This window comes from Rhizobium sp. CG4 (genome assembly GCF_023701965.1).
GTDB lineage: Bacteria > Pseudomonadota > Alphaproteobacteria > Rhizobiales > Rhizobiaceae > Agrobacterium.
This window is the reverse complement of the sequence record NZ_JABAEG010000001.1, coordinates 489,633-515,710: the sequence shown is the minus strand read 5'-3', so window position 1 is coordinate 515,710 and position 26,078 is coordinate 489,633. Positions and strand designations below refer to the sequence as shown.

Sequence of the window (26,078 nt, the reverse complement as noted above, 5' to 3'; positions counted from 1 at the left end):
CGATGAACAGTTTGAATGCCGGACTGACGACTATCCATGAAAATGAGATTGCCAGCCATCTGACCCTTGCACAAAGTCTGGTGACAAAATTCATCGTGCTGGACAGTGGCAACGGACAGGGCAGTGGTACTGCTTTGGCCGGTACCGGCAGGCGGTTTGTTTCAACCGTGTCGACTACTTCGGTGCGCAGTACCCGTGAAGTGGAACTGGCGCGGACAATTCAGGCGGTAAAGTCATCTGACCCGATGCTTTCTCCGCTGCAGCACACGGTGCTTTACCGTGCGCGGCGCGGTGTGCAGATTGCCTTGGCCGTGGCGGATATATTTGCGCGACAGACGGCGCTGGAACAGTTGCAGGCCCGCAATCGTGCTGCTCCATTGTCCGGTGCCGATGCCGAGCAGTTCAAGGCGCTGCTTTCCGCTTCGTCCTACGTTGCGGCGTTTACGCTGGGAGCTTATCTGCTTTCGACCTTACCGGGTGACGGTGAGCCGGTCGATGATACGAGAGAACCGGACTTCCTGTTCGATACACCGCAGGATGCGATGAAGAGCATGCTGGCCGGGCTGGATGCAGGTTTGTCAGGGGTCGCAGACGAGGCCGCGCTTGTGGCGCGCAGCCGGGCCTTTGCCCGGGACGCCATTCAAGGGCTTTTGACACGTAAGGCACGTTTTGCGGCGCTTTCGGTGTTTGAAAACAACCATATCCGTGTGGATCAGGATGATTTCACACTGGATGGTTTTGATGTGACGCCAGGTCAAAAGCGCAAGCCGCTTTCGATGAGCTTCAAAAAGCCGGAAGAAATCATTGGCAACCACATTGCCAAATATCAGGCGCTGAAACTGGCCAAGATGATGATGGCCTATGATTTCGACCGGCAGATGAACCCGTTTGTCGAGTTGGGTGGTTTTCTGTTCACTTTCATCGGTGACGGCATGCCGGGTACGGGCAAGACCATTCTGATCCAGATGCTGGCCGGCATGCTGAACGATTATTGTGAAGTTGCCGGTTACGCCTTTCATTACGAAAACTTCGGCGTGGACCAGATTTCGTCCTATCAGGGCAAGTCGGGGCAGAACGCCAAAGCGTTTATCAACAATGTGATGAACCCACGTGCGATCGGTTTCGGTACCATTGATGATGTCGATCAGGTTGCAGCAAAACGTTCTGATGACCGCGCCTCTGCCGGTCAGCATGAAGTGACAGCAGTACTGATGGAGAGTTTTGCCGGTGCCTCGACTGTCGTTCGCGGCAATTGCTCTTTCGGCATGTTCTCCAACTATCCGGAAAATGTGGATGACGCGCTGCGCCAGCGGGCAGGGGCGCGCTGGTTGGTGGATGGCCCACAGACCGAGCACGATTACATTGATATCTTCTCTCTGTTGGTTGGTAAGAACCACTCCATTCCGCTGGGCGAGCACGCGCTGTTTGCCGATCAGGAAATCAAGAAGGCTGTGTCCGGCTCTTATGAAAAACACAGCCAGCCGCAGGAAGACGGTCTGGTTGCCGTCTGGGAACGTTATGAGCGCGCACACGGCCGCATTCAGACGCTGGCCGATATCGGTGCTTATCTGCATATGATCAAGCTGGCCGAGCCGCGCTTTACCGGTCGTGCCATCAAGAACATTACCGACGCCATCAAGATGCGTGCGATGGACGTGGAACTGCCGGATGCCTGGTTTGAAACGCCTGATGCTTTCATGCACAAGTCCTATGATGCCAAGAAGGCGATGATTGCCGAACTGCGTGGCCCGGTGACGATGGATATGATCCTTCAGGAGATCAATCGTTACGCTGACAGCGAATTCCGCTACACCGATAAGTCCGACGATGCGGCGGTGACGGATATCATCCGCCGTGAACGTCAGCGTGAGAAGGCGATTGCTGAAATCGAGGCGATGAAACGTGACGGACGGTGGTCGCAATGAACCGTCTGCTGGAAACAGAACTGATTTACGGGCGGTTGCTGGAAATTGCCGAGCCACATCTGGTCGAGCGCTACAACAAGGCGCTGGAAGGGTTTGGTCTGCGTAAAACCACACTCGACGCCTTTGAAATCGACATGACCGGCTTTTCACCGCAAATTGCCGATGAGCTTGGTGACAAGGACTATCTGGACCCCAACCGGGTCAATCGCCGTTTCATCATCATGACGCCGGAGCAGGAAAACCTGCCGGTTGTACATACCAGCTTTTCCAATACCGCCGGTTTGATGCATGAGTTTTTTGCGGCAAACACCCGCTCAATCAATGCCATAACCATCAAGGATGCATTGTTTGGCGAGATTGAAGACAGCGTCTCTATTGTTGAAAGCCTTGAGGATCTGCTGTCGATAAACGAAGTCAGTTTCCGCATGTTTTCGACTGAAAACGTGCTGGCCAAGGCGGCTGAACTTCGGCAACTGGTGGACCGGCTGCAAAGCGACGAAAATGCCTGGCGTGATGACGACATGCTCAACCGCATGGTGGAACTCGCCAAGTTGACCGGCGATATCCGCCAGAACCGGCTGGTGCCGGACCAGCTGGTTTTCCGCCACGATGCGTTCTGGGCCAATCATTTTGGCGGCGTGTTCATCTTCCTGGACGGTCGCAACACCACGGTCATTTGTGACGCAAAGGCGCCGGGTTTCCGTCGTTCGCGCCCGTGGCAGGTTAGTTATATTGCCATTGATGACCACCAACGAGTTTATGACTTCCTGGCAAAAACCGGGCGAATAGAACTGCCGCGGGCCAGCTGGGTTGAAACCTCTGGACTGCTCAGGCACCGCTCGGACATGATCCTGAAGCAGCTTGTCAATGATGCAGCACCTGATGCTGGCACGCTGATGGCGGACCCGATCTGGATGCAGACCTGGTTGCACATGAATGGTGCGACCGTGACCCGTAACGGCGCCTATCCGTTTTTGCAGGATGCGATGCGAAAGATTTCCAGCACCGGCAGCATCCGCATGGAGGATGTGAAACCGGAATGGCGGTTCATGCTGGTGCGCGCTCGCGTCGAGCATGCCGACCAATGGCTGGTCAACCGGTTGATCGCCCAGATGGTGCCGGCCGACTTTGTTTCGCGGTTTATCTTCGACAAGCAGGGTTTTTATGCTTCTTATGAGCGATATTCTGAAAAGTTTCGTGAGTATGTTGTATCGACACTGACCGGAACATATTTGAAAGACAAAAGAGAGTTTCGCCAGCGACTTTATGGCATAGGAGAAGATGACCATGCTTGACCCGATCATCACATTCTTCCAACGGCTTTTCAGTGCCATAGGTCGAGGGGTCGGCATCGCAGTTGCCTGGGTCCTGTGGCCTTTCATGGCCGCGCATGGCTGGTATAATCAACGCACATGGACAGTGAAGGGCATCGTCCTTGCGGGTCTGGCTGTGCTGGTCGTGTCCTACGGCTATTTCATCATTCAGACGCAGCGCTGGACCAATTTTGATCCGGATTACATTGCGGCCTATAAGTTCGCTGAAAGAACTGTTCCTGCAGGGCAGGAGTTGCCAGCCACTGATGGTGCGGCCCGCACGTGCCAGCGTTCGGCAATCGTCGATGTTGCTGCTGATCTGACAGACTTTAACGTCAATCAGAATGCATGGATTTCTTCCATGCTGCTGTACCGTTTTGGCCTGTTCGGCATGGATTGGGATAATACGCCATTTCTCGACAATAAGGCATCCTTCCAGCGTGGTGTGAACCAGGCCGTTCGCCGTACGTCGGTTGAGCTCGTTGATACGCTGGGCCGCGTTCGCGGCACTTCGGGCATCAATGCCAATCTTCAGGAAGCGCGTGGCAACATGCAGTTCAGTGAATATTCTTGGTATTTCGGTCTTGATCCATTCGGTCCCAAAACGCCAACACCAAGCTATTACCGTTCTGCTATCCGCAGCTTCCAGGCATTCAACACCGAACTGGTGGCGTGCAATGCCGTATTTGATGGACGTGCCGACAACCTGATTCAGTTCATCGATCGTATCGCCGGTGACATTGGCTCGACTTCTGCCATTTTGCGTGAAAGATCGGAAAACTATAATGGCGGCTGGTTTGACACTCGTGCGGATGACCGCTTCTGGTTCGCTTATGGCCAGCTTTACGGTTATTACGGCGTTCTGTCTGCTGCTGGTGCCGATTTCTCGCAGGTTATCCGTGAACGCAACCTGACAACCCTGTGGAATGACACGCTGGTGCAGACCCGTGCGGCACTGCGCATTCAGCCGGCGATCATTTCCAACGGCGAGGAAAGCGGCTGGCTCATGCCATCACACCTGGCGACAATGGGCTTTTACGTGTTGCGTGTTCGCTCCAACCTTGTCGAACTGCGCTCCGTTTTGGATCGTTAAAAACCATAATCCTGCCATGGGGAAGCCCGTGGCAGGATCAATATTTCCGATGGATTTTTTTGATTGTCGACTTAGCTGATCAGCTTGGAACGGATGGCCTTTGCCACCAATTGCGTACGATTGACGCAGTCCAGCTTCTTGATCGCATTATTCATATAGGCATTGACGGTATGGTCTGACAGCGAGAGGATCTGGCCGATCTCGGCTGATGTTTTTCCCTGCGCTGTCCAGCGGATCACCTCAAGCTCCCGCTTGGTCAGGGTGCGGACCGGTGCCATTTCATTGCGCTTCATGCTGTCATAGACATCATAAGCGTGTAGCCCAATCATGCCCAGCGCATTCATCACGCTTTGGCAGGGCTGCGTCGTATCACCATCGAACCGTATGATGTAGCGCTCGCCGGATGGGGCGTTTATCGGGATCATCACACCGCAGGCAATGCCGTAGTCTGTCATGATGCGCCGCATCTCGTCCGGAAATGGTGGAACGGAGTCATGAACCGACCAGAATTGCGGCAGCAGGGAACGGTTGAGACGCGGAATAACCGGGCAAAGCGGCAAAAAATGATGGGCGTCGATCTCGCGGACGAACCGCGCCGAAATTGTGCTTTCGACAACCAGCGGCGCCAAAAGCAGATCATTGACGGTCGGCGATATGATCAGCGAGACGTGGGCAAACCCGAATTGTTTGGCAACCTTATGAACGGCAAGCAGCCAAGCCGGACGACTGTCGGCCGCTGATATCTCTTCGCTCAATTGCGATTGCCGTTCGATAACTGCCATTAAAAGGGTTTCTTTGGTGGGCCAATTTGCCTGTATGTTAACGGTAACAAATATATGAAATACGCTGAAACGCTACTGATAAATTGGTAGTTTGAAACGCTGATTTAAACGGGATTTATTTATTGTGGTATATCAGAGCGTTATCAGACGTCAATTGGTCTGACAGATTTTCCACTGCTGGCGGTCAAATGTGACCCAACCGAAAATGTCCCTGCCGGTGCCAAAAAATGAAGAATCATTTCCGGGAAACCAGTTTTAAAGAAATCAAACTCCATTATGGTTTTGGAGTTTGATCCTTTGGTTTTGCCATCAGCTTCTCGAGGAAGCCGAGCATGACGGCCGAGACCACAAAAGCCAGATGAATGATGGTGAACCACATCAGCTTGTTGTCGGTGTACTGGTTGGCATTCAGGAAGATTTGCAGCAGGTGAATGGACGAGATTGCCACAATGGAGGAGGCGACCTTGATCTTCAGGCTGCCGGAATCCAGCTTGCCAAGGAAGGACACTTCCGCATCTGCCTCATCAAAACGGCTGACGAAGTTTTCGTAACCGGAAATCATCACCATGACGATCAGACTTGCAACAAGCGCTGCGTCAATCAAACCCAACATGGCAAGGATCATATCGGCTTCATCATAGGTGAAGACGTTCTTGGCGACCTTCAGGAATTTCAGCACGAAAGAAAACGCGTAAACACCCAAAGCTGCGACCAGCCCCAGATAAAAGACGACCAGAATCCAACGGCTCGAGAGGATTATGCGTTCTACGAGGAGTTCCAGCGATTTCATTGATGGGTTTCCGATAATGGCTTGGTGATCAAGTATAGGGGTTTTCAATATTAGCGGGCATTTTGGGGGCCACCCGGCAAATCCGCAAGTATGAGCGGATAAAAATATGAGAACGGCAAGAGTATCTAAGGGGTTATATTTTTGATTGTTTTAATATTCTAACTATCGTTTCGGTTGTTTTTTGCCTTGCCGCTTGCAGCTTCTACGTAATTCTACCTGTAATTGACGATTGCTTTTCCGTTATTTTGCGTTCCGGTGCACCGTCATTGTTGTGTTTTGGCAACATTTCATTCCAGATTTAATCATGAAGCTTTCAATCATGTTTTCTATATTGACTATAATAGTCATGTTTTTTAATCGTCCGTAACAGCGGTTTCACCGCCAATTTTTGCATATTCCGACAGGGGTGGGAGAGCGTTGCGCCATCGTCGCCGCGACTGTTTCCGTGCGCCTGCATAAAGGGGGACGTAAATGATAATTGGGCATTCCAGATCAGCACTACTTGTCTGCACAGCAATGGTTCTGCTCTCCGCCTCCGGTGCATCCTACGCGCAGGACGCTGCTCAGGCACAATCCGCCGATAGCACTCTTCTCAACAGGATCGTGGTCAAGGGCAAGCGCACAACTGCGGCCAATGCTGCATCCGACACGCCACTTGCCAGCCAGACAACGGCTGATCAGATCCGCAAGAAGGAAATCAGCAACGTCCGCGATCTCGGTAATACGACGGAACCAGGTGTTGATTTCGTGGAGTCGAAGCCTGGTAAAACAGGTGGCCTGTTTATTCGCGGTCTCGGCGGCGCACGCGTTACAACATTGATCGATGGCATCCCAGTTCCATTCTTTGAGAACTATGCACGCAGCACCGTTGCGACGACTGGCATGAGTGACACCAATAACAGTTATGACTTCTCGTCGCTGTCCCGCGTCGATGTTTTGCGTGGTTCGGATTCCAGTCGCATTGGCCCTGGTGCTCTTGGTGGTGCTTTGGTGTTGCGGACGCTTGAGCCTGAAGACCTGATTGAAGAGGGTCGCGATTGGGGCGGCGTTGCCAAGCTTACCTATGACAGCGAAGACAGAAGCTTCGGTGGTAATGTCGCGGTCGCCAAAAAAGTACAGAATACGTCTGTTCTTTTCCAAGGTGGCTACAAGAAGGGCCATGAGCGCAAAAATCAGGGCACGGCCGACATTATCGGCGTGAACCGAACCGAGGCAAATCCTGCCGACTACGATCAGTACAACTTGCTTTTCAAGGTTCGTCAGGACTTGGAAGGTGGCCATCGCATAGGTCTGACGGCGGAACGGTTCAATCTCGACACAAAAACCGATCTTAAAACCTTGCAGACCTCTACGTTTACCGCTGGTACTGCCGGGTCAACAAACAGAGTTGGCGACTATTGGGGCTATGACGATACACGTCGTGATCGCGTCTCGCTGGATTATGAGTATGAAGCACCATCCGCCGATGCGCTCATCGACAGTGCAAATCTGACGCTCTATTGGCAGCAGCTTGCCAAAGACGCTGGCTCCTATGGCCGCCGTAACAACGGCACGGATTATGGTCGTTACAACCAGATGGAAGAAAGCTCCATCGGTTTGACCGGTGGCGCATTGTCCGAATTCAGCACCGGTAATCTGAACCACGAAGTTCGGTTTGGTGGAAACCTCCAGTTCTTCCAAACGGAACAGTTTATTCGTGTTGTGCCGGTAACGACAGTTGTCTCGCAGTCCGACATCCCAGACGTCGATGGTCGTCGTCTCGGTCTGTATCTTGATGACCGTATCTCCTTCGGAGATTCAGGTTTTGCGCTGACACCCGGTGCTCGCCTGGATTGGTATGACTACGATCCAAAAGCATCCGCAGGCTTTAGCAACAATACTGGCTTCCCTGTCTTCGGTTTGCCGGATGGACAGGATGGCATTCGTATCTCGCCTAAGCTGCTCGCTACGTATCAGCTGACGCCTGAAGTCGAACTGTTTGGCCAGTGGTCTATGGCGTTCCGTCCTCCGACGGTCAATGAACTGTACATTGATTTCCGGAATGGAACCTTCTACGCGAACGTTGGCAATCCGGACCTCAAGCCTGAAACCTCTCAAGGTTTTGAAATGGGTGCGAGCTATCAGAGTGATGATCTGACGGGTAAGCTTACCCTGTATCACAACATCTATTCAAATTTCATCGATGTGTTTGGGACGCCAGGTGGCGTTGGGCAGCCAACGACACTCTATACGTGGCGCAACCGAAACAAAGTTGAGATTTCAGGTGTTGAAGTCAGTGCTCGCAAAGACTTCGCAAACGGCATCTTCCTGCATGGTTCGCTTGCCTATTCTTACGGCAAGGACAAGGATACAGGCGAATTCATCCGCACTGTTGCACCGGTCAAATCGGTTCTCGGTATCGGTTATGAACAGGAAACTTGGGGCGCGGATCTCTCGACCATCTTGTCAGGTGGCATGAGAGAAGATGGACGGGTGATCCCGATTACTGGTCCAGCATTTGCGTATGACACGTTCGATGCTCCCGGATATGGCATCGTTAATCTGACGGGTTGGTGGGAACCCGAGCAGACCAAGGGCCTGCGCATTCAGGCTGGCGTCTACAACATCTTTGATAAGACCTACTACAATGCTGTGGGTGTCCGTGATGTCAGCACTAGCGGAGCTGCGTCAACGTCCAATCAGCCTGTTGCGTTCTATTCAGAACCAGGTCGTTCATTCAAAATTTCTCTCACCCAGAAATTCTGATCGCAAAAACTGGCGGGGGCCGGGGAAAGAAAGGGCTGTGCGAAAGCGCCGCCCTTTTGTTTGATTGGTTGTGGCAATCCCTTGCCCTATCGGCAGTAGAGATAATCGCCTTTGCGCTCCAGTACATCGAGATGGAGGTGATCCTGATGGGTCGCGTCGCTGCCGGGCGATAGCACGGTCTTGAAAAACAGGCAGGCGGCCGTGGTGATGGTGCGCTGAAATGCACCTTCAACGGTGCCGTCTTCACCGCGTGGTTTCATAATCAGCGGCTCACCCTTATCAAAAGCAATTGATGAGACATCGACGGCGTTGCCTTTGGCATGTTCGGATATCTTGCCATTTTCAGCGCTGTTGCGGTTTCTGCACACATAGGTGGATGCATTCGCGATTGCGGTGATCTTGCGCTCCGGCATCGACAGTTTTGCGGCGGGCACCAGCATATCCTTTGCCCAGCGGCTGAGAGCAAGCGCGGTTTCGCAGCGCATGGGTCCTGGCGGATCAAGCTTGATGCCCTGTCCTATGGAGGACAACTCAATAGGAGATGCTATGCCACAGCCATTTTCTTCACCCTTGATGGCATCTAGCGTCTTGAACTCGGCACCCAGCGTTTTGAGTTCCGCAAGACAAGCCTGCAATTCCTCAGGGTTTTCCTGCTCTACCGGAATAACGGCTTCCGGTTTTTCCTCAGGTTCAGTCTTTTTGTCTTCAGCTTTGCTTTCGGGTTCGGTGGCAGGTGACGGCGCTTCCTTGTCCTCTGGCTTAGGTTGGGGCTTTGGCGTTTCTGCCTCAGCTGGGGTTTCCACGGGTTTGGTGCCTTCGCTCTGTTCCTGTGCAGGTTTCTGTTGTGGAACGGGAACGGTTTCAGGTGGCTTAGAGGCTGAGATCAGCAGCAGGCTCGCTGCCAGAATAACAAAACGATGAGGCATTTTGCCGGGCACTCCTTCGTATCGGTGAAGGGTCAACGCCTTTGCCGGCATTCCGGTTCACTGCATGCTTGGAAAGCACTTGCCATATGATTTTCTGCACGCTAACAATTGCCGCCATGAACACAACGTCTAAGAACATCGGTAACTGGTGGTGGGGCAGCTAACGCGGCCTTGACCAGTCATGTCTTCAGACGACGACCAAGCCGCCCGAATTCTCAGGCGGCTTTTTTGTTATCTTGCCGCCTGCCATCGGGTCTGAACAAACGGGGAGTAAGAAATGGTAACGATCATTCAGGATGATGGCAGTGAAATCTACGAGACGAAAGGCGGCGTGAAAGTGACACGCCAGCGTCGTGCCACTGATTATGCTGGTGCAATCGACTCCTATATTGAACGGCTGGACGAACGTCGCGGCGCGGTATTTTCCTCCAACTATGAATATCCCGGTCGTTACACCCGTTGGGACACTGCAATCATCGATCCGCCACTTGGTATTTCCTGCCTCGGTCGCACAATGTGGATCGAAGCCTATAACGGGCGCGGTGAAGTTCTGCTTTCCTTTATTCGTGAAAAACTGGCGGGGACACCGGATCTGACACTCGGTGCATCGTCGGAACGTCGTCTCGATCTGGTGGTCAATGAACCAGACCGTGTCTTCACCGAAGAAGAGCGCTCAAAAATCCCGACGGTATTTACGGCTCTGCGGGCGGTCGTTGACCTGTTCTATTCCAGTGCCGATTCAGCCATCGGTCTGTTTGGCGCCTTCGGTTACGACCTCGCATTCCAGTTTGATGCCATCAAATTGTCGCTGCAGCGCCCTGAGGACCAGCGCGACATGGTCTTGTTCCTGCCGGATGAAATTCTGGTCGTTGACCACTATTCCGCCAAGGCATGGATTGACCGGTATGACTTTGAAAAAGCTGGCGTCACAACCGCTGGCAAGGCTGAAGACATCGCCCCTGAGCCTTTCAAGCCAACCGACGTTATTCCGCCAAAGGGCGATCATCGCCCGGGTGAATATTCCGAACTGGTGGTCAAGGCCAAGGAAAGCTTCCGTCGTGGTGACCTATTTGAAGTGGTGCCGGGCCAGAAGTTCATGGAACGTTGCGACAGCAAGCCGTCCGACCTGTCGCGTCGTCTGAAAGCCATCAACCCGTCGCCGTATTCCTTCTTCATCAATCTCGGCCATCAGGAATATCTGATCGGCGCGTCGCCGGAAATGTTCGTTCGCGTATCCGGCCGTCGCATTGAAACCTGCCCGATTTCCGGAACTATCAAGCGTGGTGATGACCCGATTGCTGACTCGGAGCAGATCCTCAAACTGCTCAACTCCAAGAAAGACGAGTCCGAGTTGACCATGTGCTCGGACGTTGACCGCAATGACAAGAGCCGCGTCTGCGAACCCGGCTCGGTCAAGGTTATCGGTCGCCGTCAGATTGAGATGTATTCGCGGCTTATTCACACCGTGGACCATATCGAAGGACGCCTTCGTGACGGGATGGATGCGTTTGACGGCTTCCTCAGCCACGCATGGGCTGTCACGGTTACCGGAGCGCCGAAGCTGTGGGCCATGCGCTTTATCGAAAGCCATGAAAAGAGCCCGCGCGCCTGGTACGGCGGTGCCATCGGCATGGTTGGTTTTAATGGCGACATGAATACCGGTCTGACCCTGCGCACAATTCGTGTGAAGGATGGCATTGCTGAGGTACGGGCAGGGGCAACACTGCTCAATGATTCCAACCCGCAGGAAGAAGAAGCTGAAACCGAACTGAAGGCGTCGGCAATGATCGCGGCGATCCGTGATGCCAAGGCTGCCAATTCTTCCGCTTCCAAGCGCGATGCTGCCAAGGTCGGCGCCGGTGTCAAAATCTTGCTGGTCGACCACGAAGACAGCTTCGTGCATACGCTGGCCAACTATTTCCGCCAGACAGGAGCCACGGTGTCCACCGTGCGTACGCCAGTGCCGGCAGAGGTTTTTGATCGCTTCGATCCTGATCTGGTTGTGCTGTCGCCCGGCCCGGGCAATCCGACCGACTTCGATTGCAAGGCAACCATCAAGGCGGCGCGAGCCCGCGACCTGCCAATCTTCGGTGTGTGCCTGGGCTTGCAGGCATTGGCGGAAGCCTATGGCGGCGAGTTGCGGCAACTGGCTGTACCGATGCACGGCAAACCGTCGCGTATTCGTGTGCTGGAGCCTGGTCTGGTGTTCTCAGGTCTTGCTAAGGAAGTCACCGTTGGCCGCTACCATTCGATCTTTGCCGACCCCGCGACGCTGCACCGTGATTTCATCATCACCGCGGAAAGCGAAGATGGCACGATCATGGGCATCGAACATGCCAAGGAGCCGGTTGCTGCCGTACAGTTCCACCCGGAATCAATCATGACGCTGGGGCAGGATGCCGGCATGCGGATGATCGAGAACGTGGTTGCGCATCTGGCGCGCCGGTCGAAAACCAAGGCTGCTTAAGCCACTTACAGACGGCGGCGTTGACAAAACGCCGCCGTTTTCATTTGCAAACCAGCCGGGTGATGCACAGCCGTGAAATTTCTCAGATATCTCTGTATCGGTCTGGTTTTGATTGCTTTCGCGGTTGCGGCCGGAACAGTGCTGCCGCGAGGTCACGCTGAAGATATCGCGGCAAATTCACGCCCCATTCTGGTGCTGAAAAATCCCATCCACACGGATATCGCGCTTCCCGTAGATGCTGAGTTGCTGGCGCGTTTTGGTTTCCTGCGCGAGGGTGGTCTCGATATCGATCATCCCGGCCTTCGTTATCTGATTATCGGTTGGGGCGGGCGGTCGTTTTACACGGAAACGCCAGCCTGGGCGGATTTGAAGCCGATGCCGGTGTTGAAAAGTTTCACACTCGATCAGTCGGTCATGCATGTCGCGCTTGCCGGCGAAATTCCTCTTACGGACGAGAGTGTTACGGCGCTCAACATTTCCGATAACGGATATCGATCGCTGCTGGGCTTTATCGAGGCCAGTTTTGCCAGGCCACAAGGTAATCCCGTTCCACTCTTGGGAAAATCCTACGGCTCCGACGATGCGTTTTTCGAAGCCAATGGTTATTTCAACGCCTTGCTGGGCTGTAACACCTGGACGGCAGCTGCCTTGCGTGCTGCGGGTATCAAAACCGGATGGTGGACGCCATTGCCGCCCTTGCTGATAACATCATTGCATTTGCATAATGATGTCGCAGCCGTGCCGGCACCGTGATTGGAAAGAGGAAGACCGATGAGTGACAGTCGTGATGCCAACCAGCCTTTCATCTCCTTTCAGCGCACTTGCCCGATCATCCGTATTTTCGATGAAGACAAGGCACGAGAATTCTACGTGGACTTCCTTGGTTTTCAGCTTGATTGGGAACACCGCTTTGGCGACAATTTCCCGCTCTACATGCAGGTATCCCGTGCAGGCCTCGTCCTGCACTTGAGTGGCCATCATGGTGATGCCTCACCCGGCTCCAATACTTTGGTGGTGATGAAAGGTGTTCAGGCCTACCAGAAAGAGCTGATCGCGAAAGATTACACCTATATGAAACCGGGCGTTGAGACCTTGCCTTGGGGATTGCAGATGGAGGTCACTGATCCTTTCAGCAACCGAATACGGTTCTGTGAGCAGGATGATGGTGGCGAGGCGTCTGTCTAGCGAGACTTGACGTTTTCAGACGATTGAACGATAGAACATGAAAATCAGACCGCGTGCACGCTACCCCGTGCGCGCGGTTTGGCGTTTCAGGGGCGAATTTTCTGCAATTCGCTCGCATCTGCACGAGGTTATGATCATGAGTGACGGCAAGGGGCTGGTTCGAACATTGGCGTTTTGGGGCATTCCGCTTTCAATCGGGGTGCTTGGGCTAAAGCTTCTTGCATGGTGGGTAACCGGCTCGGTTGCGCTGTTGTCTGACGGTCTGGAATCGACCGTCAATGTGGTCGCGGCCTTCATTGCCTATTTCGTCATTCGTTATGCGCAAAAGCCGGCCGATGAAGACCACCAATTCGGCCATCACAAGGCGGAGTATCTTTCCGCGGTGGTGGAGGGCGTGCTGATCGTTCTGGCCGCGCTGCTGATCGTGAAGGAAGCCTGGGCCGGGCTGTTTGAACCACGCCTTCCGGAAGCGCCGGTGCTTGGTCTTGCTATCAACGCTGCTGCCGGTGTCATCAATGCCGTCTGGGCAACCATCCTTATGCGTGTCGGCAAACAGTATCGGTCACCGGCACTGGAAGCAGACGCTCATCACATCATGTCGGATGTGGTGACATCGATCGGCGTTCTCATTGGTCTGGTGCTGGCTATCCTCACCGGTTACGCGATCCTCGATCCTATCCTCGCTATCGTGGTGGCCATCAACATCCTGTTTCAGGGCTGGAAGGTCATTTCAAATTCCATTGGTGGTTTGATGGACCGCGCTGTGACACCGGAAGAGGAAGAGCAGATCAAGGAGGCGATTAGTGCCAATGCCAACGGGTCGGTTGGCGTACATGATTTGCGGACTCGCCGGGCAGGCGCTGCCGCTTTCATCGATTTCCATCTGGTGGTGCCTACCGAGATGAGCGTGGGAAAAGCACATGAAATTTGCGACCGCCTTGAAGATGCCATACGCGCGGTGATACCGGGTGCCAGCCTCGCCATCCACGTAGAACCGGAAGGTGAGAAGGCGCATGGCGTCATGGTAAAAGTTCGCAAAGGAGAAAAAATATGACCGATGTTTCAGGTCTGTCTCAGCTCGGCACCAAGGTCGACACTCCGGAAAGCCCAGAAAAGGCCGTGCTGGAAAAGGTGCCAAACGGCAATGCCGGAACCGATTATGTGGTGCGCTTTACGGCGCCTGAGTTCACATCGCTGTGCCCGATGACTGGCCAGCCGGATTTTGCGCATATCGTTATTGATTACATTCCCGGCGATTTTCTGGTGGAATCGAAATCACTGAAGCTGTTTCTGCATTCCTTCCGCAATCATGGTGCATTCCATGAGGATTGCTCGGTCTATATTGCCAAGCGACTTGTCGATCTGCTGCAACCAAAATGGCTGCGCATCGGCGCATACTGGTATCCGCGTGGCGGTATTCCGATCGATGTGTTCTGGCAGACGGGTGCTGTACCGGAAGGTGTCTGGCTTCCGGATCAGGGCGTGCCGACCTACCGTGGTCGTGGCTGACAATCGAGCAAAATGGGTTCAGGCGAATGAACCGTCGTCGCCTGAATCAAAATCCATGTCTGCACTGTCGTCATCATTGTCGCTGTCGTCATCGGCTTGCTGGATTTCATTGCCGTTGTTGTCAGACCCTGCGGTCTGATCTGGCGTGTCATTGCCAAAGTAGTTGTTGACGACGGTTTCCTCGACCGGTGCGTTGCCGGAGACGGGCGATCCTAAGCCCAGAGACGACATGTGATTGCCGAAAATTCCACTCAATGAATTGGCGAGCAACATGCCGCCCGCCACACCTGCTGCCGTGCCCAACGCACCCTGCAGGAAACTGCCGCCCGCAGAACGTGCTGCGGGTTGCGGGCTCCATGGGCCAGTTGGTTGTTGTGCTTGTGGTTGCTGGCTTTGCGCGCGACCCCACGGACCGGCAGTTGGGTCGGCTGTGTCATTGCGATAGTTTGTCGTCGGTGGTGCGGCGGCTGGGGCAGGGGCTGTTGCCTGTGGTTGACTGGAACCGAATATTGAACTCAGGAAGCCACCTTGCTGGGTGTGGTGCGGATCAGCGTTGCCGGATTCCAGTTGATGAATAAGCTCTTCAAGCCGAGCAATATGAGCAGCGGCGGCTTCAAGCCCCTTTTCCTGCACGATGACCGCTTGCGCCAGATAATAGGGAGCGGTTGGCTGATCGCGCACGGCGCGTTCAATCAAGATCTCCGCATCGCTGTCTCGCGGTGTGGATGATGCGGTTCTGACCCTGTCGAACAGGGCGGTCAGCAGTTTGGTTTCTTCCGGCGACATGTATGCCTCCTTACCGAACAAAGAAACGTATCGATAAGGAGGTAGGCGCTAAATCCGACTTTTCAAAGCTGCCAGAGGTTTAAATTTTTGTAATGCTTCAGCCGCCGAAGGCCAGTGTCAAGCCAGCAAGTGCCGTGAGCGCGCCGATGATACGGCTGGCGACTGTGCCAAGGCGGCTGACACCGAGACCGGCAGCAATACCGGCCACATGCAGCAGCGCTGTGGCGATAACAAAGCCGACGCCGAATTGAAGTGCGCCGGCACTGCCCAGTTCGCCGCCATGGGCGTGGCCATGGAACAGCGCAAAAATGCCAACCACGGCGGCTGCGGCCGAGACGGGGAAGCGGGCTGCCATGGCAACCAGAAGGCCAAGTGCAATCACGGAGGCGAGAATGGCCGGCTCCACAAATGGCAGATCAATGCCACCAAGTGCCATCATGAAGCCGATCGCCATGGTGCCAACGAAGGCGGATGGAACGACCCAAAGCGCGCGTCCACCAATCTGTGCGGCCCAGATTCCGACGGCAACCATCGCAAGAATGTGGTCGGCACCAAAAAGCGGATGGGAAAAACCGGCCATGAACGAGCCGTGTTCTTCGGGGTTCAGGTGGGCGAAGGCTGGCAGAGTGGTTGCGGCGAGTGCTGCGGCGGCAATTGAAATACGTTTGAACATTGTTCCCTCTCAGTATTTTATGGCATCAAGCCGCTGCGGACGCTCCTCCCAAATCGGCGCAGCGGTATGATTTTAACGATATCGTAAGCGTGAACTTGCTGTCCATGCGCCATTTGCCGGTGTGCTGTTTATTATACAGTTCTGCGCCTTGTCTTTTTCGCTCATTGTTTTACGACACAAATCACACTATGTCCGAAGGGCAGACGAATTACGTTGGAGATCCGTGTATGAACGAAGAAGACGACGACAAGAGCAAGGAACTGCCGATCGGTAAGGAAACGGAAGCGAATCTTTTCAAGTCGCGTTCTATCTTCATTTATGGCGGCATTACCCAGGAATTGGCGCAGAAGGTCTGCACGCAGCTTGTGGCACTTGCCGCAGCCAGCGACGAAGACATTCGCGTTTACGTCAATTCTCCTGGCGGTCACGTGGAGTCTGGCGACAGCATCCACGACATGATCAAGTTCATCAAGCCGAAGGTCTGGATCATCGGTACCGGCTGGGTTGCATCTGCTGGCGCACTGATCTATGTTTCTGTGCCGAAAGAACGCCGCCTTTGCCTGCCAAACACCCGTTTCCTGCTTCACCAACCATCTGGTGGCACACGCGGCATGGCATCGGACATCGAAATCCAGGCACGCGAAATCATCAAGATGAACCAGCGCCTGATCAAGATCTTCTCCAAGGCCACCGGCCAGACGGAAGAAAAGATCGCCAAGGACATCGACCGCGATTACTGGCTGTCGGCTGAAGAAGCCAAGGACTACGGTCTGACAAGCCGCATCGTGGAAAACCAGTCCGAACTGTAATCTGTTGGACTGTTGACGTTTTAAAAGCCCGTACTGGTGAAAACCTGTGCGGGCTTTTGTTTTTCTGCGACCCGTAGCTTAGCTTATGTTTCCGTTTCAGCTGTCGGGCAGGGCTCCCTTGCGTCTCATGCGTTTTTTTGATCTGTGATAGGTACAATCACACGCTGTCCCGAGTCCCTGCCATGTTGAAAGATTTTTCCGTTCAAAGCCTGTTCATGGGCTGCCTTACGGCATTTGTTGGCTTTGCCAGTTCCTTTGCCGTTGTGTTGCAGGGGCTAAAAGGCGTTGGAGCCACGGATTTCGAGGCAGCCTCCGGATTGATGGCGCTTTCCGTGTCGATGGGGTTTTGCGCGATTGCCTTGTCGGTCGCCACCCGATTGCCGGTCAGTATTGCATGGTCGACGCCCGGTGCCGCACTGCTGGCGACGACAGGCGTGGTTGAGGGCGGTTTTTCTGCTGCTGTTGGTGCCTTCATCATCTGTGCCGTGCTGATCATCATTGCGGGTCTTTTCAAGCCGCTCGGCCGCGCTGTGGCATGCATTCCAGCGCCTTTGGCCAATGCCATGTTATCCGGCGTCATCATCGGCCTGTGTTTTGCACCGATCAAGGCCATCGGCTTTAATCCGGCGCTTGGTCTGCCGATCATATTGGCATGGATCGTGGTTGGTGCGTTCAAGCGCCTGTTTGCCGTGCCTGCTGCCCTTCTGGCCTTTGTGCTGGTGATGGTTTTTGGTGTCGATATTCCCGCAGGCGCACTGGACAGCATTTCACAGTCACTGAAACCGCCAATGGAATTTGTAACGCCATCGTTTAATCTGCAGGCCCTGATCTCGATTGCATTGCCGTTGTTCATCGTGACCATGGCATCGCAGAACATTCCGGGGATCGCGGTATTGAAGGTCAATCATTATGACCCGCAGCCCGGCCCGTTGTTTGCCACGACTGGCTTCTTCTCGCTGCTGTCCGCACCATTTGGCGGCCACGCCGTTAATCTTGCGGCGATTACTGCTGCGATGTGTGCGGGTGAAGATGCCCATGCCGATCCGAAGCGCCGTTACTGGGCGGCGATCATTGGCGGGGTTGGTTATATCATTCTCGGTCTGCTGGCCGGTGTGGTAACGGCCTTTGTGGCGCTCGCTCCACCGATTCTCATTCAGGCGGTGGCTGGCCTGGCGCTGGTCGGTGCATTCTCCGGTTCTGCCGTTGCGGCCTTTAAGGAACCTGACACGCGGGAAGCGGCAGCGATCACCTTCCTGATCACGGCCTCAGGCCTGTCGTTCGGCGGCATTTCCGGTGCTTTCTGGGGGCTGATGGCTGGTGGCCTGATGATGGTTTTGACGCGTTTCGTGAAACGAATGAAAAATTAAAGATGCGCTTGCATCAGAATCTTTCGGCAATTATAAGCGAACGCATGATTACTTGCTCCGCGACCTTTTCCGGCATGAATGCGCAGATTTCTGCGAATGCTTGCCCATGCGGTGCACTCTCGCTTCGTAGCCTCGACCTTACACGCGGTTGCCGGGTCCAGTGAGGAGCGCCCGGCGGCCGAAAGCCCGCTGGCGCAAACGCTCCTCATACGAAATTTCTGTACATACTGGATTTTTTGCCCGCTTGAGGGCGCGCATCTAACGTTGGTTCCCAAGCCACGGATGCGCAAGGAGGAAGTAACATGGACTCGAAGATCATCACCAGCGCAAATGGCATGTCTGACGCAGCTGCGAAGTATCGTCCCTATCCAACCATCAATATTCCTGACCGCACGTGGCCATCCAAGACCATTACCAAGGCACCGATCTGGTGTTCGGTTGACCTGCGCGATGGCAATCAGTCGCTGATCAACCCGATGGGACATGATCGCAAGGCGCGCATGTTCAAGCTGTTGCTGGAAATGGGTTTCAAGGAAATCGAAATCGGTTTTCCCTCGGCGTCTCAGACCGACTTCGATTTTGCACGCTGGTGCGTGGAAGAGGCCGGTGTGCCTGACGACGTATCCTTGCAGGTCTTGGTGCAGTGCCGCCCTGAACTGATCACCCGCACGTTTGAATCTCTGGTTGGTGCCAAAAAACCGATCATCCATTTCTACAACTCGACATCGGAATTGCAGCGCCGCGTGGTGTTCGGCAAGGATGTGCATGGCATCAAGCAGATTGCGGTTGATGCCGCCAAGATGATTACTGACATGGCCGAGAAGGCCGGTGGCGGTTACCGTTTTGAATATTCTCCGGAAAGCTTTACCGGCACCGAACTGGAAGTGGCGCTGGAAATCTGCAACGCGGTGATCGAGGTGGTGAAACCCACCGCTGACAACAAGCTGATTCTGAACCTGCCTTCGACGGTCGAAATGGCAACGCCAAATATTTATGCCGACCAGATCGAATGGATGTGCCGCAACATTGATAACCGCGAAAACGTCATCATTTCCCTGCACCCGCACAATGACCGTGGCACGGGCATCGCGGCAACTGAACTGGGCCTGATGGCTGGCGCTGACCGCGTGGAAGGCACGTTGTTCGGCAATGGCGAGCGCACCGGCAATGTCGACGTGGTGACGCTGGCATTGAACATGTACACCCAGGGCATTGACCCTGAACTGGATTGCCGCGACATCGAACGCATCAAGTCGGTCTATGAGTATTCCAACGAAATGGCGATCCCTGAGCGTCACCCCTATGTTGGTGAACTGGTCTATACTGCGTTCTCCGGCTCGCACCAGGATGCGATCAACAAGGGCATGAAGGCAATCAAGCAGTCCAATACCGGCGTTTGGGAAGTACCTTACCTGCCAATCGATCCGAAGGACGTTGGCCGTTCCTACGAGGCGATCATTCGCATCAACTCACAGTCGGGCAAGGGTGGTATCGCCTACATTCTGCAGCAGGATTACGGCATCAACCTGCCGCGCAATCTGCAGGTGGAGTTCCGCGAGGATATTCAGCGCATTACCGATGAAGAAGGTGTGGAGCTGCCAGCCAAGCGGATCTATGAGCGTTTCATCGAGCGTTACGTGACCCAGCCTGACGCACGTTTGAAATTCGTTGATCATCACACCTATCCTGCCGGCGATTTCAAAGGCGTGCGTGTGGTCGCTGCCGAAATCATGGACCGCGGTGAGGTCAAGCGGATTGAAGGCAAGGGTACCGGTCCGATCGATGGCTTCATCAACGCTTTGTCTGTCTATCTGGGCGTTGACCTGTCGGTAAACGACTATTCCGAACACTCGCTGCAGCATGGTTCCAATGCATCGGCCATCGCCTATGTCGAAGCTGAGTATGATGGCGGCAAGCTCTACGGTGCTGGCGTCAACACCAACATCGTGGCGGCCTCGCTCGAAGCAATTGTTTCGGCTGCCAACCGCGTTCTGCAAGAGCGCGCCAAAAACGCATAAGGCTTTTACACCTCACATTGCCATGCCCGGTCTTGTCCCGGGTATGGCAAACCTGACTTTGATTTAAGGTGTTGAATCGGCAGCTTAAAGTCAGACGTAAAGTTACAGCGCCACGGTCGCTGATCTAAAAATAAACGTTTTGCTGTTTGGAGCTTAAGCTTCCGGCGGCGGGAAACCTATCACCCGGCCATTTTCATAGAATACCCTGACATCCTCAAATTCGATGGCCGTTGCTGCCTCGTTGAGCGAATGGCGTTCGCAGGTTACGTTCCATGCGCCCTGTTCGCCTGATATGTTGAACAAGTTATAACTGGCACGCGGTTTTTTTCCGCCGGGACCTTGGGAAGCCGAGGCGATGCCAACCACCGGAATATGGTCCTGCCCATGGTGGGTATTGAGCCAATAGACCGTGTTCAGATGTGTGTGGCCATGCAGCACCAACTCTGCGCCACCCGTTGAAACGGCGCCGGCGAAACGGCGAATGCCGATCATGCGCTTGTGGGTGGCAGCTGCGCCACGGATTGGCGGATGATGGATCATCAACACACGAAACAGGCCCATCTCGCCCGCCTTTTTCAGCAGTTCCGCTGTCGCACGCGCTTGCCTGCGGCCGAAATAACCGGTCGCTGAAAAGGGCGGGGTGGCAATGGATGTCGAGCAGCCAATCAGGGCGACCGGGCCGCGAACGCGCATATAGGGGAAAATCTTGCGATCTTCATCCCAGTCTTCGGGGTCGCCATCCCCGCGCACATAGGGGTACCATGCGTTCATGGCCTTGTCGTGCGCACCGGGGACATAGGCATCATGGTTGCCCGGAACCACGGAGACAGACGATGGTTCGCCCACTTCTTCCAGCCAATCGGCGGCAGCACGAATTTCAATGCCGGTCGCAAGATTGACGAGGTCACCGGTTATCGCCAGATGGTCGGGCTGCTTCGCCTCCAGATCATCCAGCAGTTTTTCCAGCGTATCTGTGAAAAGGTGCTTGCGACGGTTGCGATGCCAGTTCACAAATCCTGTAATGCGTTTAGACGCCAGTTCACGGAATGTAAGCTTGGGCAGGGGTCCAAGATGGACATCTGAGATATGCGCGAGTTTGAACATGGTGGCAGACATAACGCATAAGATCATGAAACGGAATTGTTTTTGGCCATGATCGGAAAGGCAGAATGAGCGAAAAAGGTTCCTCCGAAAAACAGAGTTTGTTGACGTGGATTGTGACACGCATCCTGCATGCGGTGTTCCTGGTAACGCGTGGCATGACAATGGGGGTGCGGGCGGCCTGTTTTGACGCACAAGGTCGGGTGTTTCTTGTGCGCCATTCCTATTTGCCGGGCTGGTATCTGCCCGGTGGCGGCGTTGAGCGCGGCGAAACAGTGATCGAAGCGCTGCACAAGGAAATTCGCGAGGAGGGCAATCTGACGGCGACCAGCACGCCGGAGATTTTCCATGTCTATTTCAACAACAAGGCCAGCAGGCGCGACCATGTTGTGCTCTACCGGTTGAATGTCGAGCAGACGGCACCACGGCTGGCGGATTGGGAAATCAAGGAAAGCGGTTTTTTTGATCCGGACAATTTGCCCGAGGATGCAACGGCGGCAACGCGCCGCCGTCTGCAGGAATTGAAGGGTGAGATCACTGTCTCGGATTACTGGTAGGCGCGGGGATTAAACCAATGCCTGCCGGTTATGTGCCATTTCAAGATTGATGGCTGGACCTACCGGAACAATGCCAGTTGGGTTGATCATCGTGTGGCTACGATAATAATGCTCCTTGATATGGCGCATATCGACCGTCTCGGCGACACCCGGTGTCTGATAGAGATCGCGCAGATAACCGCTCACATTGGGGTAGTCGGCAATGCGGCGAATGTTGCACTTGAAGTGCCCGACATACACCGCATCAAACCGCACCAGTGTGGTAAACAGCCGCCAGTCAGCCTCGGTCTGGTTTGCGCCAAACAGGAAGCGTTGCTGTTTCAACCGTGCTTCCAGAATATCAAGCGTTTCAAACACCTTGATGGCGTTTTCCTGATAGGCTTCCTGTGTCGTTGCAAAACCGGCCTTGTAAACACCGTTGTTCACGGTGTCGTAGATGAGGGTATTGAGCTCGTCGATCTGCTGCTGCAAGGCCTGGGGATAGAAGTCTTCTTTCGAACCTGTCAGGCCGTTGAAGGCGCTGTTGAACATGCGGATGATTTCCGCCGATTCATTCGAAACGATGGTGTTGTTCTTTTTATCCCAGAGGACTGGCACAGTGACCCGACCGGAATAGTTGGGATCCGCTTTGACATAGACCTGCCAGAGCGTGGACGAGCCGAACAGATGGTCCTGTGTGGCGCCCGGTGTGCGGTCAGCCTCAGGTTTGAACTCCCAACCGTTTTCCAGCATCAGCGGATCGACGACTGAAACGGAAATCAGATCTTCCAGCTTTTTGAGCTTGCGGAAGATCAGTGTGCGATGTGCCCAGGGACAGGCCAGCGATACGTAGAGATGATAGCGGTCTTTTTCCGCCTTGAAGGCACCCTTACCAGATGGGCCGGGCTCGCCGTCTGCGGTAATCCAGTTACGAAACTGCGATGCGCTGCGCTTGAAATGGCCACGGGTTTCCTTTGTGTCATACCAAACGTCTTTCCAGACACCTTCCACCAGCATACCCATGGTGCAACCTCCTGTTTCAATTTTTCTCTGGTCACAAGATAGGCTATTTCATCATGTAATCGATACCCTAATCGTGAACACTGCGTTCTGTGCCGTTCACAATTATGATGGAAGCACGTGTTCAATTAAGGCTGGACGCTCCCCATGAATCCTGATATCAGGCAAAACCAACTTTTAAGGATTGATCGATTTCAATGACTGAACCACGGATGCTCCGACGACGCTGACGCTCTTAAACGCCTCTTGAGGCGTAGCTGTCGCTATTGTCATGTCCGCTTTTTGGTTCGGGTCTTTTAATGTCCAAGCACGATCTGGTCTACCTTACCGAGCACGCATCTCACGATGCTGCCATCGAAATCATCAACGAAGAAGCATTTGGTCCGGGCCGTCACACCCGTGCAGCAGCGCGCATTCGCGAGCAGGGGCCTCATGACCGGACCTTGTCATTCATTTGTGCTGACGACGGTGAAACCATTGCCTCCGTGCGGATGACGCCGGTGCTGGCCGGTGGTGTCAAAGGACATATGTTGGGACCACTTGCCGTGCGGCCATCCCACAAGAGCATGGGCATTGGCCGGGAACTGGTGCGGATTGCTATCGAGGCGGCAAAACGCAAGGGTTCGGAAGCTGTTATCCTGATTGGTGACCCGCCTTATTACATGCCGCTCGGCTTTGAGAAGGTCAGCTATAAGGCGCTGGATTTTCCGGGGCCTGTTGATCCGAACCGGGTGCTGGTTGTGCCCCTTGGCCAAGATGTTCATGCGCGGCTGAAGGGCGTGATTGGCTGGCGGCAATGTGAAGCCGTGATGGCAATGCCGGACGCCGAAGAGGATACCTATGAGGAACCTCAAAGGGCTTTTGCCTGAGTTTACGTTCTTAACTTGAAGGATCCAACAAAAGGACCTGGCAGAGCAATCTGTCAGGTCTTTTTCTTTGATCGATATTTACTGAAACAGATATCAGCGACCTTCACGCCACCACACGGCGGCAAAGGCAAACAGCAGCACGCCCAATCCCGCAAAACCGGCAAACAGCGGCAGGGTATTCACGCCGGTCAGCACCGTTTCATTGGTCATGCTGATCAGCATGCGGTTGTTGTCGGGGACACGCACTTCACCGCGCACAGGCAAAATGTCCGGCAGGGTGAGACGGCCGTCATTGTCGGCAACGCGGTGCACGCTGCCTTTTGTTTCCCCAGCCAGCGGCGCGAGTGTTTCGGTTGTTGAAATCATCGCCTTGAATTCCGGCGCATCAACGGCACCGACATGCACCAGTGTTGTGAATTCGCCATTGGTGATTTCAAACAGGCCGGTTTCGTCCATGCGTTGTTCCAGCTTGTAAAGGCCGGGACCAGCTTCGGTAAACGCCATGGTTTCTGTTTTGCCGGATGGAAACTTCACCGTTGCTTGACCGGGATCATCGCCAATCGTCTGGCGGGTGACCTCAAGTGTGCGGCCATTGGCCCGGCCGGTGAGAGCCTCTTCTTCCAGTTCCGGCTCTTTCATCAGCCAGTGGGCAATGCGCCGGTAAAGCGACACGTGCGGGCCGCCACCTTCAAAACCACGCGCCCACAGCCAGCCCTGATCGGACAACAGCATAGCCACACGGCCTTCGCCCTGGCGGTTCAGCACAAGCAGCGGGTCTTGTCCATCGCCCAGCATCACTGTCTGACCGGCCGGAGGATCAACACTGACGGTGCGGAACCAGCGACCCCAGGCCGGCGGTTCATCACCAGAGCCTTCAAGGCCGCGCGTGACCGGATGTTTTTTACCCGCTTCAGAAAGGCGAGGGTAGAAGGCGGAATTGTGCATCTGGCCGGTCGGATTGGCTGGCAGAACGCTGGCAAGCGGCGTCAGGGCAATGGAATCCTGTCCGGCATGTTCTGGTCCCGCCGCGATCAGAAGGGCGCCGCCCTTTTCGACATATTGGGCAATGTAATCATAATACAGGATCGGCAGCACGCCGCGATGCTGGTAACGGTCGAAAATGATCAAGTCGAAATCCTCGATCTTTTCAACAAAAAGCTCACGGGTCGGGAAGGCAATCAGGGACAACTCGTTGATCGGTGTCCCATCCTGCTTTTCCGGGGGGCGCAGAATGGTAAAATGAACGAGGTCAACCGAAGCGTCGGATTTCAGCAGGTTGCGCCATGCACGTTCCCCGGCATGGGGCTCACCCGACACCAGGAGTACACGCAGGTTTTGGCGAATGCCCTCAATCAGATGCACAGCGCGGTTGTTGGCTGTGGTGACTTCTCCCGGCAGTTCGGCGACCGAGAATTCCATGACGTTGTTGCCACCACGTGGCACTTTGAAATCGAACGGTGTCGGTTGTCCGGGTGTTGCCTGTACCTTTGCCAGTTCTTCGCCATTCATGCGGATGGTAACTTCTGCCGGGCCGCCTTGGCTGCGACCATCATCAAACACCCGGAAGGTCAGTTGCTGGTTTTCGTTGACAATGCCGAAGCGCGGTGCACGAACCACTTCGATACGCCGGTCGAACTCGTCCGCCTTGCCGGTGATCAACCCATGGATCGGTGCCTTGAAACCAAGGTCCTGACCGGGGTTTGGAATGTCATGGATCTGGCCGTCGCTGAGGAAAATGGCACCGCCAACCCGAGATGGTGATACATCTGATATTGCGGAATTGAGCGAGGAAAACAGGCGTGTCGATGGCGTATCGCTGGTGCCATCATCCTGCACCTCGACAATGCGCGGCTCGATGCGCGGGAACCGCGACAGACGATCCTGCAACTGCGCCAGTGCATCATCTGTCATCTTTGTACGCTCCGCCGTATCCTGGCTTTGCGAACGGTCAACGATGACAGGCACAATGGTGGAAAGCTGCTCACGCTCCTCCTGTGTCAGAAGCGGGTTGAGAATGGCAAGCAGCAGGGCGGCAAGCGCAATACCGCGCAGCCATGCGCCGCGCACACCACGCCACAGTCCCAGGACGAACAGCAACAGGGCTGCAACGGCGAGTATGATAATGGCAAACGACGGGAGGAAGGGAGCAAAAGTCAGTGTCATA

At 54.6% G+C, this 26,078-nt stretch carries 22 protein-coding genes; 14 read left to right on the top strand and 8 right to left on the bottom strand.

The window, feature by feature from the left end:
* The first annotated feature begins 2 nt into the window (after positions 1 to 2).
* From HGO37_RS02495 to HGO37_RS02485, 3 genes are read left to right on the top strand one after another with little or no spacing between them, the layout of a single operon-like run.
* A complete protein-coding gene (locus tag HGO37_RS02495) occupies positions 3 to 1,925 on the top strand; it encodes an AAA family ATPase (RefSeq protein WP_250981984.1) in 1,923 nt (640 codons plus the stop codon).
* Positions 1,922 to 3,220 carry a DUF6638 family protein gene (locus HGO37_RS02490; RefSeq protein WP_250981983.1) on the top strand — a complete coding sequence of 433 codons (1,299 nt, stop codon included), beginning with the start codon at positions 1,922 to 1,924 and terminating at the stop codon, positions 3,218 to 3,220. Before HGO37_RS02495 ends, HGO37_RS02490 begins: the two co-directional genes overlap by 4 nt.
* A complete protein-coding gene (locus HGO37_RS02485) occupies positions 3,213 to 4,331 on the top strand; it encodes a DUF2333 family protein (RefSeq protein WP_250981982.1) in 1,119 nt (372 codons plus the stop codon). The genes HGO37_RS02490 and HGO37_RS02485 overlap by 8 nt, the downstream gene beginning before the upstream one ends.
* Before the next feature lie 71 nt (positions 4,332 to 4,402).
* Here the strand turns inward: HGO37_RS02485 and HGO37_RS02480 are convergent, their stop codons facing one another.
* Positions 4,403 to 5,113 (bottom strand): helix-turn-helix transcriptional regulator, encoded by a 711-nt coding sequence (locus HGO37_RS02480; RefSeq protein ID WP_250981981.1) that lies wholly within the window; start codon positions 5,111 to 5,113, stop codon positions 4,403 to 4,405.
* 274 nt (positions 5,114 to 5,387) lie between these two features.
* Positions 5,388 to 5,903 (bottom strand): TIGR00645 family protein, encoded by a 516-nt coding sequence (locus HGO37_RS02475; RefSeq protein ID WP_192488379.1) that lies wholly within the window; start codon positions 5,901 to 5,903, stop codon positions 5,388 to 5,390.
* 471 nt (positions 5,904 to 6,374) lie between these two features.
* Here HGO37_RS02475 and HGO37_RS02470 point away from each other — a divergent pair, with 471 nt between their 5' ends.
* The gene (locus HGO37_RS02470) at positions 6,375 to 8,648 is read left to right on the top strand and encodes a TonB-dependent hemoglobin/transferrin/lactoferrin family receptor (protein ID WP_250981980.1); all 2,274 of its coding nucleotides are present in this window, start codon (positions 6,375 to 6,377) and stop codon (positions 8,646 to 8,648) included.
* Positions 8,649 to 8,734: 86 nt separating this feature from the next.
* Here the strand turns inward: HGO37_RS02470 and HGO37_RS02465 are convergent, their stop codons facing one another.
* Positions 8,735 to 9,574, bottom strand: coding sequence for an extensin family protein (locus HGO37_RS02465; protein WP_250981979.1), 840 nt, complete (start codon positions 9,572 to 9,574; stop codon positions 8,735 to 8,737).
* Between the two features lie 277 nt (positions 9,575 to 9,851).
* Between HGO37_RS02465 and HGO37_RS02460 the strand changes: the two genes are divergently transcribed.
* The 5 genes from HGO37_RS02460 to queF all read left to right on the top strand — a co-directional run bounded on the left by HGO37_RS02460 (position 9,852) and on the right by queF (position 14,735).
* Entirely contained in the window at positions 9,852 to 12,041 is a 2,190-nt protein-coding gene (locus tag HGO37_RS02460; protein ID WP_250981978.1) for an anthranilate synthase, read from the top strand.
* Positions 12,042 to 12,113: 72 nt separating this feature from the next.
* On the top strand, positions 12,114 to 12,794 hold the full coding sequence (locus HGO37_RS02455; RefSeq protein ID WP_250981977.1) for a TIGR02117 family protein: 681 nt from the start codon (positions 12,114 to 12,116) through the stop codon (positions 12,792 to 12,794).
* 18 nt (positions 12,795 to 12,812) lie between these two features.
* Positions 12,813 to 13,226, top strand: a complete 414-nt coding sequence (locus HGO37_RS02450) for a glyoxalase superfamily protein (protein ID WP_250981976.1) — start codon at positions 12,813 to 12,815, stop codon at positions 13,224 to 13,226.
* Positions 13,227 to 13,362: 136 nt separating this feature from the next.
* Positions 13,363 to 14,280, top strand: coding sequence for a cation diffusion facilitator family transporter (locus tag HGO37_RS02445; protein ID WP_250981975.1), 918 nt, complete (start codon positions 13,363 to 13,365; stop codon positions 14,278 to 14,280).
* Positions 14,277 to 14,735, top strand: coding sequence for a preQ(1) synthase (queF, locus tag HGO37_RS02440; protein WP_192488385.1), 459 nt, complete (start codon positions 14,277 to 14,279; stop codon positions 14,733 to 14,735). Before HGO37_RS02445 ends, queF begins: the two co-directional genes overlap by 4 nt.
* Positions 14,736 to 14,753: 18 nt before the next feature.
* Here the strand turns inward: queF and HGO37_RS02435 are convergent, their stop codons facing one another.
* Together HGO37_RS02435 and HGO37_RS02430 are read right to left on the bottom strand one after the other, a co-directional pair.
* The gene (locus tag HGO37_RS02435; RefSeq protein ID WP_250981974.1) at positions 14,754 to 15,521 is read right to left on the bottom strand and encodes a DUF2076 domain-containing protein; all 768 of its coding nucleotides are present in this window, start codon (positions 15,519 to 15,521) and stop codon (positions 14,754 to 14,756) included.
* A gap of 97 nt (positions 15,522 to 15,618) precedes the next feature.
* A complete protein-coding gene (locus HGO37_RS02430; protein ID WP_250981973.1) occupies positions 15,619 to 16,194 on the bottom strand; it encodes a HupE/UreJ family protein in 576 nt (191 codons plus the stop codon).
* A gap of 227 nt (positions 16,195 to 16,421) precedes the next feature.
* Between HGO37_RS02430 and HGO37_RS02425 the strand changes: the two genes are divergently transcribed.
* The 3 genes from HGO37_RS02425 (at position 16,422) to leuA (ending at position 20,388) form a co-directional block, all read left to right on the top strand.
* Positions 16,422 to 17,003, top strand: a complete 582-nt coding sequence (locus HGO37_RS02425) for an ATP-dependent Clp protease proteolytic subunit (RefSeq protein WP_192488388.1) — start codon at positions 16,422 to 16,424, stop codon at positions 17,001 to 17,003.
* A gap of 182 nt (positions 17,004 to 17,185) precedes the next feature.
* On the top strand, positions 17,186 to 18,370 hold the full coding sequence (locus tag HGO37_RS02420; protein ID WP_250981972.1) for a benzoate/H(+) symporter BenE family transporter: 1,185 nt from the start codon (positions 17,186 to 17,188) through the stop codon (positions 18,368 to 18,370).
* A 302-nt stretch (positions 18,371 to 18,672) separates the two neighbouring features.
* Positions 18,673 to 20,388 carry a 2-isopropylmalate synthase gene (leuA, locus tag HGO37_RS02415; protein ID WP_250981971.1) on the top strand — a complete coding sequence of 572 codons (1,716 nt, stop codon included), beginning with the start codon at positions 18,673 to 18,675 and terminating at the stop codon, positions 20,386 to 20,388.
* A gap of 153 nt (positions 20,389 to 20,541) precedes the next feature.
* Here the strand turns inward: leuA and HGO37_RS02410 are convergent, their stop codons facing one another.
* A complete protein-coding gene (locus tag HGO37_RS02410) occupies positions 20,542 to 21,492 on the bottom strand; it encodes a metallophosphoesterase family protein (RefSeq protein WP_192488854.1) in 951 nt (316 codons plus the stop codon).
* Between the two features lie 65 nt (positions 21,493 to 21,557).
* Between HGO37_RS02410 and HGO37_RS02405 the strand changes: the two genes are divergently transcribed.
* Positions 21,558 to 22,046 carry an NUDIX domain-containing protein gene (locus tag HGO37_RS02405; protein WP_192488391.1) on the top strand — a complete coding sequence of 163 codons (489 nt, stop codon included), beginning with the start codon at positions 21,558 to 21,560 and terminating at the stop codon, positions 22,044 to 22,046.
* A 9-nt stretch (positions 22,047 to 22,055) separates the two neighbouring features.
* Here HGO37_RS02405 and HGO37_RS02400 read toward each other — a convergent pair whose 3' ends face one another.
* Positions 22,056 to 23,048: a glutathione S-transferase family protein gene (locus HGO37_RS02400; protein WP_250981970.1), complete on the bottom strand. Its 993-nt coding sequence runs from the start codon at positions 23,046 to 23,048 to the stop codon at positions 22,056 to 22,058.
* 296 nt (positions 23,049 to 23,344) lie between these two features.
* Between HGO37_RS02400 and HGO37_RS02395 the strand changes: the two genes are divergently transcribed.
* Positions 23,345 to 23,914 carry a GNAT family N-acetyltransferase gene (locus HGO37_RS02395; RefSeq protein ID WP_250981969.1) on the top strand — a complete coding sequence of 190 codons (570 nt, stop codon included), beginning with the start codon at positions 23,345 to 23,347 and terminating at the stop codon, positions 23,912 to 23,914.
* A gap of 93 nt (positions 23,915 to 24,007) precedes the next feature.
* Here the strand turns inward: HGO37_RS02395 and HGO37_RS02390 are convergent, their stop codons facing one another.
* Positions 24,008 to 26,077, bottom strand: a complete 2,070-nt coding sequence (locus tag HGO37_RS02390; protein WP_250981968.1) for a hypothetical protein — start codon at positions 26,075 to 26,077, stop codon at positions 24,008 to 24,010.
* Position 26,078: the final 1 nt, after the last annotated feature.

Coding starts and splice junctions, on each gene's coding strand:
- HGO37_RS02395 (WP_250981969.1), top strand. CDS start 23,345: ATGTCCAAGCACGATCTGGTCTACCTTACCGAGCACGCATCTCACGAT.
- HGO37_RS02465 (WP_250981979.1), bottom strand. CDS start 9,574: ATGCCTCATCGTTTTGTTATTCTGGCAGCGAGCCTGCTGCTGATCTCA.
- HGO37_RS02490 (WP_250981983.1), top strand. CDS start 1,922: ATGAACCGTCTGCTGGAAACAGAACTGATTTACGGGCGGTTGCTGGAA.
- HGO37_RS02405 (WP_192488391.1), top strand. CDS start 21,558: ATGAGCGAAAAAGGTTCCTCCGAAAAACAGAGTTTGTTGACGTGGATT.
- leuA (WP_250981971.1), top strand. CDS start 18,673: ATGGACTCGAAGATCATCACCAGCGCAAATGGCATGTCTGACGCAGCT.
- HGO37_RS02480 (WP_250981981.1), bottom strand. CDS start 5,113: ATGGCAGTTATCGAACGGCAATCGCAATTGAGCGAAGAGATATCAGCG.
- HGO37_RS02425 (WP_192488388.1), top strand. CDS start 16,422: ATGAACGAAGAAGACGACGACAAGAGCAAGGAACTGCCGATCGGTAAG.
- queF (WP_192488385.1), top strand. CDS start 14,277: ATGACCGATGTTTCAGGTCTGTCTCAGCTCGGCACCAAGGTCGACACT.
- HGO37_RS02410 (WP_192488854.1), bottom strand. CDS start 21,492: ATGTTCAAACTCGCGCATATCTCAGATGTCCATCTTGGACCCCTGCCC.
- HGO37_RS02435 (WP_250981974.1), bottom strand. CDS start 15,521: ATGTCGCCGGAAGAAACCAAACTGCTGACCGCCCTGTTCGACAGGGTC.
- HGO37_RS02400 (WP_250981970.1), bottom strand. CDS start 23,048: ATGGGTATGCTGGTGGAAGGTGTCTGGAAAGACGTTTGGTATGACACA.
- HGO37_RS02450 (WP_250981976.1), top strand. CDS start 12,813: ATGAGTGACAGTCGTGATGCCAACCAGCCTTTCATCTCCTTTCAGCGC.
- HGO37_RS02495 (WP_250981984.1), top strand. CDS start 3: ATGAACAGTTTGAATGCCGGACTGACGACTATCCATGAAAATGAGATT.
- HGO37_RS02485 (WP_250981982.1), top strand. CDS start 3,213: ATGCTTGACCCGATCATCACATTCTTCCAACGGCTTTTCAGTGCCATA.
- HGO37_RS02420 (WP_250981972.1), top strand. CDS start 17,186: ATGTTGAAAGATTTTTCCGTTCAAAGCCTGTTCATGGGCTGCCTTACG.
- HGO37_RS02475 (WP_192488379.1), bottom strand. CDS start 5,903: ATGAAATCGCTGGAACTCCTCGTAGAACGCATAATCCTCTCGAGCCGT.
- HGO37_RS02470 (WP_250981980.1), top strand. CDS start 6,375: ATGATAATTGGGCATTCCAGATCAGCACTACTTGTCTGCACAGCAATG.
- HGO37_RS02390 (WP_250981968.1), bottom strand. CDS start 26,077: ATGACACTGACTTTTGCTCCCTTCCTCCCGTCGTTTGCCATTATCATA.
- HGO37_RS02445 (WP_250981975.1), top strand. CDS start 13,363: ATGAGTGACGGCAAGGGGCTGGTTCGAACATTGGCGTTTTGGGGCATT.
- HGO37_RS02460 (WP_250981978.1), top strand. CDS start 9,852: ATGGTAACGATCATTCAGGATGATGGCAGTGAAATCTACGAGACGAAA.
- HGO37_RS02430 (WP_250981973.1), bottom strand. CDS start 16,194: ATGTTCAAACGTATTTCAATTGCCGCCGCAGCACTCGCCGCAACCACT.